This window comes from Novispirillum itersonii, from assembly GCF_014205675.1.
Lineage (GTDB): Bacteria > Pseudomonadota > Alphaproteobacteria > Rhodospirillales > Rhodospirillaceae > Novispirillum > Novispirillum itersonii_A.
In genome coordinates this window covers 141,970-153,848 of sequence record NZ_JACIIX010000002.1, presented here as the reverse complement: position 1 = coordinate 153,848, position 11,879 = coordinate 141,970, and the positions used below count along the sequence as shown (strand labels likewise).

At 67.6% G+C, this 11,879-nt stretch carries 8 protein-coding genes; 2 read left to right on the top strand and 6 right to left on the bottom strand.

Features of this window, described 5'->3' with window-relative positions:
* Positions 1-29: 29 nt before the first annotated feature.
* From FHS48_RS03915 to ptsP, 3 genes are all read right to left on the bottom strand, one after another.
* Positions 30-1,763, bottom strand: a complete 1,734-nt coding sequence (locus tag FHS48_RS03915; protein WP_184261619.1) for a fructose-specific PTS transporter subunit EIIC — start codon at positions 1,761-1,763, stop codon at positions 30-32.
* An 84-nt stretch (positions 1,764-1,847) separates the two neighbouring features.
* On the bottom strand, positions 1,848-2,804 hold the full coding sequence (gene pfkB / locus FHS48_RS03910; RefSeq protein ID WP_184261618.1) for a 1-phosphofructokinase: 957 nt from the start codon (positions 2,802-2,804) through the stop codon (positions 1,848-1,850).
* Positions 2,801-5,335, bottom strand: coding sequence for a phosphoenolpyruvate--protein phosphotransferase (gene ptsP, locus FHS48_RS03905; protein WP_184261617.1), 2,535 nt, complete (start codon positions 5,333-5,335; stop codon positions 2,801-2,803). The genes pfkB and ptsP overlap by 4 nt, the downstream gene beginning before the upstream one ends.
* 239 nt (positions 5,336-5,574) lie before the next feature.
* Here ptsP and FHS48_RS03900 point away from each other — a divergent pair, with 239 nt between their 5' ends.
* Positions 5,575-6,561, top strand: a complete 987-nt coding sequence (locus FHS48_RS03900; protein WP_184261616.1) for a LacI family DNA-binding transcriptional regulator — start codon at positions 5,575-5,577, stop codon at positions 6,559-6,561.
* 19 nt (positions 6,562-6,580) lie between these two features.
* On the opposite strand, the gene FHS48_RS03895 is transcribed toward FHS48_RS03900, so the two are convergent.
* The gene (locus tag FHS48_RS03895; RefSeq protein WP_184261615.1) at positions 6,581-7,918 is read right to left on the bottom strand and encodes a ferredoxin reductase family protein; all 1,338 of its coding nucleotides are present in this window, start codon (positions 7,916-7,918) and stop codon (positions 6,581-6,583) included.
* A gap of 304 nt (positions 7,919-8,222) precedes the next feature.
* Between FHS48_RS03895 and FHS48_RS03890 the strand changes: the two genes are divergently transcribed.
* Positions 8,223-8,849 carry a glutathione S-transferase family protein gene (locus FHS48_RS03890; RefSeq protein WP_184261613.1) on the top strand — a complete coding sequence of 209 codons (627 nt, stop codon included), beginning with the start codon at positions 8,223-8,225 and terminating at the stop codon, positions 8,847-8,849.
* 24 nt (positions 8,850-8,873) lie between these two features.
* Here the strand turns inward: FHS48_RS03890 and FHS48_RS03885 are convergent, their stop codons facing one another.
* Both FHS48_RS03885 and FHS48_RS03880 read right to left on the bottom strand, forming a co-directional pair.
* Positions 8,874-10,298: a sensor domain-containing diguanylate cyclase gene (locus FHS48_RS03885; RefSeq protein WP_260402327.1), complete on the bottom strand. Its 1,425-nt coding sequence runs from the start codon at positions 10,296-10,298 to the stop codon at positions 8,874-8,876.
* Positions 10,299-10,497: 199 nt separating this feature from the next.
* Positions 10,498-11,661, bottom strand: coding sequence for an iron-containing alcohol dehydrogenase (locus tag FHS48_RS03880; protein ID WP_184261611.1), 1,164 nt, complete (start codon positions 11,659-11,661; stop codon positions 10,498-10,500).
* Positions 11,662-11,879 lie beyond the last annotated feature (218 nt).

Below are 11,879 nucleotides of genomic sequence, written 5' to 3'. Positions count from 1 at the left end.
CGCCCCATTTTCAACCATCACAGTACGCTTCAGGCCGCTTTCTTCTTCAGCAGGCGCAGCAGCACCGCCGTCACCACCGTTCCGGCCACCAAGGCCAGCACATAGCCGCCCAGATGGGTCACCGCGTTGGGGATCGGCAGCACGAAAATCCCGCCGTGCGGCACCTTCAGCTCCACCGCGAAGGCCATCGAAATCGCCCCGGCCAGTGCCGACCCGGCGATCAGCGCCGGAATCACCCGCAGCGGATCCTTGGCCGCGAAGGGGATCGCCCCTTCGGTGATGAAGGAAATGCCCAGCACCGCCGCCGCCTTTCCGGCCTCGCGCTCATCGGTGGTGAAACGGTCCTTGAACAGCAGGGTCGCCAGCGCGATGCCCAGCGGCGGGGTCATCCCGGCCGCCATCGCCGCCGCCATCGGCATATAGACGCCGGTGCCGACAAGGCTGGTGGAGAAGGCATAGGCCGCCTTGTTGACCGGGCCGCCCATGTCGAAGGCCATCATCGCCCCCAGCAGCACGCCCAGCAGCACGGCACTGCTGCCCTGCATGTTCTTCAGCCACTCGGTCAGCGCCGCCAGCAGGCTGGCCACCGGGGTGCCGATGACATAGACCATCAGCAGACCGGTCAGCAGCGACCCGAGGATCGGCAGGATCAGTACCGGCTTCAGGCCTTCAAGGTTGCGGTGCAGGCGGATGTGACGGTTGAGGAACTCAACGCCATATCCGGCGATGAACCCGGCGGCGATCCCGCCGAGGAACCCGGCCCCGATATTGGCGGCAATCATCCCGCCGATCATGCCCGGCGCAATGCCGGGGCGGTTGGCGATGGAATAGGCGATATACCCGGCCAGTGCCGGGACCATCAGCGCGAAACCACCCTTGGCCCCGATAGTGAACAGGGTATAGGCCAGCGTGCCCTTGTACTGTTCGTCAAAGGCGTAAATGCCGCCCAGCGCGAAAGCGATGGCAATCAGCAGCCCGCCGGTGACCACAAACGGCAGCATGAACGACACACCGGTCATCAGGTGCTTGTACGGGCCGCTGCGCTGGGCATTCAGGTCCGCCTTGGCGGCGGCGACACTGTCGGTCAGCGCCACATGCTGTGTCGTCCCATCGGCCTGCCCGGACAGCACGCTGGCCTCCGCCGCCGCTTTGGCGATCAGGGCCTTACCGTCGTTGATCGCCGGTTTGGTGCCGGTCTGATAGACCCGCTTGCCCTGAAACCGGGTCAGGTCCACCTGCGTATCGGCGGCGATGATCACCAGATCCGCCGCCGCAATCTCCTGCGCCGTCAGGGTGTTCTGCGCCCCGACCGAGCCCTGTGTTTCCACCTTGACCGCATGGCCGAGGGCCTGTGCGGCGGCGGTAATCCCTTCCGCCGCCATAAAGGTATGGGCAATCCCGGTCGGGCAGGAGGTGATCGCCACCAGCCGCAGCGCCGCCGGCGCGGTAACAGCCGCCGGGACAGGCGCCGGAAGGCGCGCCAGCACCGCCGCCGCATCGGCCAGAACGTCGTCCACCCGCACGGTGACGACCGGCAGACCGGCGAACCGGCTGGCATCCCCGGCATCGGCCCCGACAAGGATCACTCCGGTGGCGGACGCCAGCGCCGCGCCGGAAAACGGGGTGCTGACGGCACCGCCGCCACTGAGTTCCACATGCAGGGACAGCCCGGCGGCGGACGCGGCCTTGCGCAGCGCCTCGCTGGCCAGTACACCGAGCGTCGCTTTCGGCCCGGCGTTGATGACAGCAAGAATGGTGGTCATGGTTTCCTCCTGACGGGGGGATCCCCGCCGTTTTCCCCGAATGGGCTTTGCCCGTCTGTTATCCCAAAGACTGAACCCGGCCGCTCAGGCCAGAACGGTTGTCTCGGCGGCGGCGGCAAGGGCCTCCACCACCGTCCGCTCCGGCAGATGCGGCCCGACCTGCGCCAGCTTGGCGCAGGCAAAGGCCGCCGCCAGACGCGCCGTCTGCTCCAGCGGCAGACCGGCCAGCGCGGCGGCGGTCAGGCCCGCCACCATGGCATCCCCGGCCCCGACGGTGCTGACCGCCTGCACCGGCGGCAGCCGGACCTGCACCGCCTGCCCGCCGTCGATGAACAGCGCCCCGTCCGCCCCCAGCGAGATCACCACCTGCCCCAGCCCCAGCGCCAGCAGATCCGCCGCCGCATCCAGCAGCGCCGCCCGGTCCGGCAGCGGCCGCCCGGCCCAGCCTTCCAGTTCCGCCCGGTTGGGTTTGATGCACCACGGCTTTGCCCCGGCCGAGGCCAGCGCCGCCGTCAGCGGAGCCCCGCTGGTATCCAGCACCACCCGCGCTCCGGCAGCCGTCAGCAGATCACAGAGATCAGCATAGGCATGGTCCGGCAGTCCCGGCGGCAGACTGCCACCCAGCACCACCAGCGCCCCCGCCGGAACCATCTGCGACAGCCCCTTGGTCAGGGCAGCCCAGTGCGTACCGCTGGCGGTCAGGCCGGGCAGGTTGATATCCGTGGTGTCCCCCGCCGACAGATCGGCGATCTTGATGTTGGTGCGGGTCTCCCCCGGCACCCGGATGAAGTGATCGGCAATCCCCTTGGCATCGAGGAACGCGGTAAACGGGGCCTGATTGTCGGCCCCGAGAAAGCCGGTGGCCGCCACCGGCACCCCCCAGTCGGCGAGGCAACCGGCGACATTCACCCCTTTGCCCCCGGCGTTGTGCTGCACCGCCTTGGCACGCTGCACATGGCCGACCGACAGCCGGTCCAGCGTGATGGTCTGGTCAATCGCCGGGTTCAGGGTCACGGTGATGACGGAGGGGCCGGGACTCATGACTGCCCCCCGGCGGCACCGTCCAGCGCCCGCACATCCGCCGCCGTCTCACAGCTCAGGGCCCGCAGGGCCAGCGCCGTCAGATCCGCCTGTGCCGAATGGCGCAGCCGGGCCTTCACCGCCGGAATATCACGCGGGGTCATCGACAGTTCCTGCACGCCAAGGCCGGTCAGCAGGGCGGCCCCGAACGGATCCCCGGCGATGCCGCCGCAGACGCCGACCCAGCGGCCATGGCGGGAGGCCCCCTCCACCGTCTGGCGGATCAGACGCAGCACCGCCGGATGCAGGCTGTCGGCCTCCGCCGCCAGATCCGGGTGCTGACGGTCAATCGCCAGCGTGTACTGGGTCAGGTCGTTGGTGCCGATCGAGAAGAAATCGACATGGCGGGCCAGCACATCGGCCTGCACCGCCGCCGCCGGAACCTCCACCATGATGCCCAGCGGCACCTTCGGGGCGTTCAGTTCACCCCGGATCCGCTCACACAGGGCGGTCAGGGCCTGAATTTCCTCGACGCTGGTGATCATCGGGAACATCACCGACAGCGCCCCGCCATCGCGGGCGGCGCGGTACAGAGCCCGCATCTGCGGTTCCAGCAGATCCAGACGGCGCAGCAGCAGACGCGCCCCGCGCACCCCAAGGAAGGGGTTGTCTTCCTTCGGCAGGTTCAGGTGGGCCACCTGCTTGTCACCGCCGATATCCAGCGCCCGCACGATCAGCGGCCTGCCGTCCAGCGCCTGCGCCATCGCCCGGTAGGCGGCATACTGTTCCTCCTCATCCGGGGTCGCCCCGCGTTCGAGGAACAGGAACTCGGTGCGCATCAGGCCGACGCCTTCCGCCCCCTGCGCCACCGCCATCGCCACCTGATCGGCACTGTTGATGTTGGCGGCGATTTCAACGGTATGGCCATCGGTGGTGCGGGCAGGCAGGCCGCGTTCTCCGGCCTCGCGCTCCTGCCGGGCCAGCCGGTCCTGCCGCCAGCGCTCCGCCGACGCGGTGTCGGCGGCCCCGGGGTTGAGGTACAGCCGCCCGCCCTGACCGTCGAGGATCACCGGGGTGCCGGACGGCAGATCCAGCAGCGCCGCCCCCCCGGCCACCAGCGCCGGAAGCCCCAGCGTGCGGGCCAGAATGGCGGTGTGGGAGGTCGGGCCGCCATGGGCGGTGGCCAGACCGACCACCCGGTTCATGTCCAGCGCCGCAGTGTCCGACGGTGACAGGTCGGGGGCGACCAGAATGAACGGGGTTTCCGGCAGGGTCGCCAGCGACGACGCCCCCAGCGCCGGATCGATACGGGCCAGCACCCGGCGGCCGACATCGCGCAGATCGGCGGCCCGGGCGGCCAGCACCGGATTGCCCAGTGCGGCAAGGCTGCCCGCCTTACGCTCAATCGCCTCGTGCCAGGCCCACGCCACCCCATGGCCTTCCACCATCAGCTGACAGGTCAGGGTGATCAGATCGGTGTCGTTCAGCAGTTCCGCCTGTGCGGTGAAAATTCCGGCCTCCGCCGCGCCCAGACGGCGCCCGGTATCATCGGCCAGCGCCCGCAGCTGCTGGCGGGTGGCGGTCAGGGCATCATCCAGCAGGGCACCGCCTTCGGTCAGCGACACCGGATGGTCCGGCACCGCCGCATCCACCGGCAGCAGCACATGCACCGGGGCCAGCGCCAGACCGGGGCTGGCGGGCAGACCGGCAATCACCGGCAGGGCCGACGGCGGAGTCCAGCCTGCCTCCACCGGGGCCACCTTGCGGGCCGCAGCGGCGGCATCAGCCTTTTCCTGCGCACTCAGGCCGGTGATCACACTCTTCAGCTTTGCCACCGCCGCCACCGCATCACGGCCCTCCGCCGAGACCACCACCGCATCGCCGCAGGACAGCCCCAGTTGCAGCAGCGACACCAGCGCCTTGGCATCGCCGACCCGGTCTCCGCTGCGCACCTGCACCTGCGCGGCAAAGGGCCGGACGGCTTCCACCCACGCCGACGCCGGGCGGGCATGCAGGCCGGTCGGATAATCGACCACCCAGTCAAACCGGGCGGACCCGTCACCCAGATCCGTCGCCGGGCCCGTGGCGGCCGGGGCGATGGGCGGGGCGTCATTCAGGGCAGACAGCAGGGCGGCGGGATCACGGGTTTCACACAGGGCGGCCAGACCGGCCTCATCCTGCAACAGCCGGGTCAGACGCCGCAGCACGGCGATATGGGTATCGGAACGGGCGGCAATCGCCACCACCAGCCGGGCCGACTGCCCGGCATTCCATTCCACGCCGCCCGGCACCTGCACGATGGCAATACCGTCCTTCAGCACCAGCGCCCGGTCTTCCACCATGCCATGGGGGATCGCCACCCCGTGCCCGAGGAAGGTGTTGGCCACCTGCTCCCGCCGCAGAACACTGGCGGTGAAGCCGGGGGCAACGTATCCGGCATCGATCAGCAGCTGGCAGGCGGCGGCGATGGCAGCCCCCTTGTCCGCCGGGGCGGCACCCAGGCAGATCAGGGCGGGGGTCAGCAGCGGGCTGGTTTGCGAAGACAGGTCCATGGCGCTTCCTCGTGCGATGCGTCGGCACCGTTCCACCCCTGAAACCGCCACACTCCGGCGCGGGTGTTTCGCTGCCTGTTTCGATGATTGAAAACGTTTACACAAAAATTGTCAATCCACCGCCATCGTCATCGTGCAGACATGGCTTGAAAGCTTGTTTTCTTGGCCTATTATGGATCAATAATGATTGGAAACGTTATCATAAACCCCACCGACTCCTGCCCTGAAAGGACCCGGGGATGAGCGTCAGCATCAAGGATGTGGCCCGCCATGCCGGGGTCTCGGTGGCGACGGTATCCCGCACCCTCAGCAACGGGCCGGTCAGCGGCGAAACCCGCCTCCGGGTGGAGGAGGCCATCCGGGCCACCGGATACCGCCCCAATCTGTCCGCCCGTCGCCTGCGGTCCCAGCACAGCCAGACCATCGGGCTGGTGGTGTCGGATATCCGCAACCCCTTCTTCACCGCCGTCAGCCGGGCGGTGGAAGAGGCCGCCTATCACGCCGGGATGCGGGTGATTCTGTGCAATACCGATGAAAACCCCGACCGGGAAGAACTGTACCTGCGCCTGATGCAGGAAGAACGGGTGACCGGACTGATTTTCGCACCAACCCGCACCACCTGTGAAGCCCTGCATCGCTTTGCGCTGGATTTTCCGGTGGTGCTGATTGACCGCAGCGGCCCCCCCGGCCTGCACGATGCCGTGGTGCTGGACAATGCCGGGGCCAGCACCCTGCTGGTCGATCATCTGGTGGCACAGGGCTACCGCCGGATCCACGGGCTGTTCGGCAACACCAGCACCACCGGGGTGGAACGGCACGATGGTTACGCCGCCGCCATGCACCGCCACGGGCTGACCCCGGAGGCCACCTTCATCGCCCCGCAGGCGGCGGCGGCGGAAGCCCATGTCACCGCCCTGCTGGAGGGCACCGACCGGCCCGAAGCGGTGGTGGTCAGCAATGGTCAGCTGTTGCTGGGGGCAACCCGGGCCGTGCGCGCGGCCGGGCTGACGATGCCGGACGGGCTGGCGGTGGCCGGGTTTGACAACGAAACATGGACCGAACTGGTCGGCCCCGGCCTGACGGTGATTGAACAGCCGGTGCAGGAAATCGGCGCCACCGCCATGGCCCTGCTGTTTGAACGGCTGGAGCGGGACGACCTGCCGGTCCGCAAGATCGTCCTCAGCGGCCGCTGTGTGATCCGGGGGTCAACCGCCGCCCGCAGTTGACCCCCAAAACCCTCTGCCCTTATCGCAGGGCAAACAGTTCCTGATGGAACCGGCTGTCCGGCAGGCCGCAGGCCGAGAAATCGGTCCGCAGGGCCTGCCCGAACCCCGCCGGGCCACAGAACCACAGGCTGGCCTGACGCCACCCCGGCACCCGCGCCCGGATCGCTGCCCCATCCAGACGGCCGTCGCGGCTGTCGACCAGAATATGCAGGGTCACCCCCGCCGCCGCCGCATCGGCCCGCAGCTTCGCCAGCGCCGCCTCGTCATGGTCGGCAGTGGTGTGGAACAGATGCACCGTCCGTGGGGCCGCCCCCGACCGCGCCGCCAGATCCTTCAGGCGGGCCACAAAGGGGGTGATGCCGATCCCGCCACCGACCCAGATCTGTTCCGGAGCGTCGTCCTCAAAGGTGAAGCAGCCATAGGGGCCTTCCACCGTCACCGGCAGCCCCGGCTGCACCGTCTGCCGCAGACGGGCGGTATGATCGCCCAGTTCCTTGACGATAAAGGTCAGCCGGTTGTCACTGCCCGCCCAGGCCGAGGCAATGGTATAGGGATGTGGCCCATCCGCCGGATCGGTGGTGACAAAGGCAAACTGCCCGGCCTTGTGGCCCGGCCAGCCCTCCGGCACCGCCACCGCCATTTCCAGCGTGCGGACGCCGGGGTAATAGGTGACATCGGCCACCGTTGCCTCCACCTTGCGGGTCACCGCCACGCGGCGCAGCAGCACGATCACCGCCGCCACCGAACCTGCCGCCAGCTGCGCCGCCATCAGCAGCCCCAGCGGGGTCAGCCAGTCGACAAAGTTCAGCAGCACCACGGCATGGAACACCAGCACCAGATAGCTGATGGCCAGAATGCGGTGGGTTTTGAAGAACCAGCGGTAGGGGAACCACTTGATCAGGGCCAGCACCATCAGCGCCGCCGCCCCGTAAAAGGCCCATTCCCCGACCCCTTCCGCCGTGCCGCGCAGGGATTGCAGGGTCTGCTCCACCACCCCGTCCGCAACCGGACGCGGCCCGCGCTGCGGGCGGTCCAGCAGGCCGAAACCCACCGCCCATTTCGGCCCCTTGGCCCACAGCCAGTGGGTCACCGCCAGAACCAGCGCGCTGATGCCCAGCCATTTATGCAGCCGGTACATGCGGTCCAGCCCGCCGAACCAGCGTTCCGGCCAGCGGGGACGCACCGCCAGCACCATCGCCACCGACATACAGGTGATCGCCAGCACCCCGGTCAGCTGCGCCATCGCATTGCGCAGCGGGAAAAAGCCGGTGAGATGAAACACCCCGGGCTCTGCCGCCAGCCACAGCAGGGCAACCCCCGCCAGCAAACCGGACAGAAAGATTTTAATGGTACGCATGACACGGCCCCCACACATTTATAAATCTCTGATCCTGATACGCCTGACCGGGAAGTTTCCTGCAATCTCTGCTGTTTTCCGGCGCTTTCATCAGTCTGCACAGAATGCCAGAGGCCAACTGAACAGCGTTTGAATACACCGCTCAGAATTCCTTATTTTTCATAAGGACAACTTTTTCTCAGCTGGCAGCGGAGAAATCACCGCCCATACCGCCTCCGGCACGGGCTGCACGACAGCCAGAAACCATGAAACACTGCGCGCTGACAGATCGCCCCCGGCAGAGACCATCATGGAGGAAACGGCAATGATTACGGTGTATGGCCGCCCGTCTTCAATCAATGTGCGCAAAGTGCTGTGGCTGTGCGATGAACTGGGGCTGACCATTGCCCGCGCCGCCCAGAACTACGACGCTCCGGGGCCGGAGCCGGTGCCCGAAGTGCTGGCCCTGAACCCCAACGGCCTGATCCCGGTGCTGACCGATGACGGTCATGTCCTGTGGGAATCCAACACCATCTGCCGCTATCTGGCCGGCAAGGCCGGTCGGACCGACCTTCTGCCAGCGGACATCACCGCCCGGTCACGGGTGGAGCAGTGGATGGACTGGCAGGCGACCGAGCTGAACACCTCCTGGCGCACCCCCTTCATGGGGCTGATCCGCAAAAGCCCGGCCCACAGCGACCCGCAGGCGCTGGCCGCAGGCATTGCCGGATGGAACCGCACCATGGGTCTGCTGGACGACCAGATCAGCCGCACCGGGGCCTATGTCACCGGGGAGACGTTCACCCTTGCTGATGTGGTGCTGGGGGTTTCGGTGCACCGCTGGCTGCACATGCCGATGCAGCGCCCGGACCTGCCCGGAATCACCGGCTATTACCGGCGTCTGCTCAGCCGTCCGGCCTTTCCGGCCCATGCCCGGCCCGATGTGCCCTGAGCGCCCCTTCTGTCGCCGAGTCCGTCAGGCCGCAATCACCCGGTTGCGGCCTGAAGCCTTGGCGCGGTACAGGGCCGCGTCGGCCCGCAGCTGCACACCGTCAAATCCGGTGTCGCTGTCCTGAAGATCGGCCACGCCGATGCTGACGGTAATCCCCTGCGCCCCGCCACTGCCAGCGTCAAAGCGGGCCTCCGCCACTGCCTGCCGCAGCCGTTCCGCCACGGCGACAGCCTGTGCCCGCTCCAGCCCCGGCAGCAGAACGGCAAATTCCTCGCCCCCCAGACGGCCGATGGTATCTTCCGGGCGGACGTGGGTCGCCATCTCCTGCGTCAGCAGGCAGATGGCCCGGTCCCCCACCGGATGCCCCCAGCGGTCATTGACCTGTTTGAAATGGTCGATATCCAGTTGCAGCACCGACAGCGGGGTTCCGTCCCGCCATGCCTGATGCACGGCCTGTTCCGCAGCTTCCAGCAGATGGCGGCGGTTGGCAATGCCGGTCAGCGGATCGGTGACGGCCAGACGGTGCATCATTTCCCGCTGCCGCAGGGCCACCCGGTGCGCCCGTATCAGGCCGAACACCAGCCCGGTCAGAACCAGATACCCCGCCCCCACCAGCACCGCACGGTGCCGCCAGTCCGCCAGCACGTCCTCGCGGTCCAGACCGACGATCACCAGCAGGGGGATCCGTTCAATCTTGCTGATACCAAAGATGCGCGCGCGCCCGTCAAACGGCGAGGTGGCGAGAAAGCTGGCACTGCCCCGGGTTTCGCCAAAGGACGGTTGCCCCGGCGGGGCCGGGGCCCGGCGGCCGATCACATCGGGGATCAGCGGGTTGCGGGCCAGCAGCGTATCCTCGCCATCAACAACCGCCAGCACATCACGCGGGCCGACCGGAAAACCGTTCAGCCAGTTCTGAGCGAAACTCAGGTCAATCGCCGCCAGCGCCCCGGCCACCAGCTTCCCGTCGGCATCCACCATATTGCGGGACACCAGCAGCACCGGACGGTGACTGGCTGAGCGTTCGGTCGGCATATACTGAACGACCGTCTCGGTGGAAACCGGCACCGACGGATCCCGGCAGAACGACTGATTGCTGCGGAACCCGATCACTCTGGGATCAGCCGCGACCAGAAACACACAGTCCGGCCCATAGACGGAAAGTCCTTCCAGAGCCTCCAGCGACTGCTTTTTTTGCTGCAACAGGCGGTTCATCTGCTCCCGCCAGTGTGGCGTCCCCGCCTGCGGTCCCAGTCCGGACGGGGCCACCCGCCCCAGAATATCCCGCAGCACATAATCGGCGGACAGAATGGTCGTTCCGAACCACTGGCTCATGAACTGGCTCTTCTGCTGCACCAGATCCCGCTTTTCCGTCAGGATGCTTTCGCGGCTGGCGTAAAGGTCCAGCCCCAGCCAGACGGCTCCGGCCAGCATGACCACAGCCGTAACCATCCGGACGGCAACGGTCCGGATTGCCCCTGAAAAAGCCCCGCCCTGCATGCCGTTCACGCCTTCCTGTAATCAGAAGAAGTCTAACGGACTCCCCCCTCTCTGTGAAGAGCATACCCCCCCCCCCGGAAAGCCCTACCTGAAAAACAGGAATGGCCCCGCCTTGCAGCAGGGCCATCCCGTCCAGTCCGGAAAAACCGGATCAGAAAATACTGCGGTAGATCGCCTCAACATCCGCCTGCGTCATGTCACGCGGGTTGCAGTCGATCAGACGACGGATCCCGATCACCACCTCTTCCGCCATCGACGGAATGGCGTCCGCCGCCACCCCCAGTGCCGACAGACGGGTTTCCAGCCCGGTGGCAGGCACCAGCGCCTCAATCTCCGCCACAAAGGCCTCCGCCGCCTGTTCCGGCGTCGCGAACTGCTGCCCCGGCAGCAGGCAGTCGGCCAGCTCCGCGTACAGCGGCAGGGCGGCGGGCAGGTTGAAGCGGATCACCTGCGCCATCACCAGCGCGTTGGAATGGCCATGCGGAATGTGGTAGCGCGCCCCCAGCGGATAGGCCAGCGCATGGATCGCCGCCACCGAAGCGTTGACGAAGGCCATCCCGGCCATCAGCGAGCCCTGCAACATCGCCGCCCGGGCGGCAAGATTGCTGCCATCCGTCACCACGGTGCGGATATTCCCCGCCAGCAGCCGCAGGGCCGAAGTGGCCAGACCGTCGGCAATCGGGTTCTTGCGGGTGCGGCTGGTATAGGCCTCGATAGCGTGCACCATGGCGTCCAGACCGGTCGCCGCCGTCACCTTCGGCGGCAGGCCGACGGTCAGGGTCGGATCCAGCAGCGCCACGTCCGGCAACAGCTGCGGCGCGTAAATGGCCTTCTTCTGCTGGGCCTCGTCAGTCACCACCGACACCCACGTCACTTCCGACCCGGTCCCGGCGGTGGTCGGCACCTGCACCAGCGGCAGGCGCTTGCCCTTCGCCAGATCGTGACCGTACATCTCCGCCAGCGGCTGATCATTCGGCACCATCAGCGCCACCAGCTTGGCGGTATCGAGCGAACTGCCGCCGCCCAGACCGACCACGCCATCGGCCCCGAACGCGCGGGCCGCCGCCACGGCTGCTTCCACCACCGTGGTCGGCGGGTCCGCCGACACATCACTGTACACGCTGACCCGGCATCCGGCGGCGGTCAGCGACCGGATCGCCCGGTCGGCAAACCCCAGCGTCACAATCCCCGGATCGCAGACAATCACCACCGCCGTCGATCCCAGCCCGGTCATCACCGCGCCCAGACCGTCCAGCGCATCAACCGCACACAGGATACGCGGCGGGCAACGGAACACACTGTTGATATGGCTCATTGTTTTAATCCTGTTTGTTTGGCCCCTCAGACGCCGGGCGCGGACATCCGTCCGCTTGGCTTACGTCCGCACGGGCGGACGGGCCCTCAATGGGCCAGTCGGGCCGCCATGCGGCCCTTGGTTGTTTGGCCCCTCAGACGCCGGGCGCGGACATCCGTCCGCTTGGCTTACGTCCGCACGGGCGGACGGGCCCTCAATGGGCCAGTCGGGCCGCCATA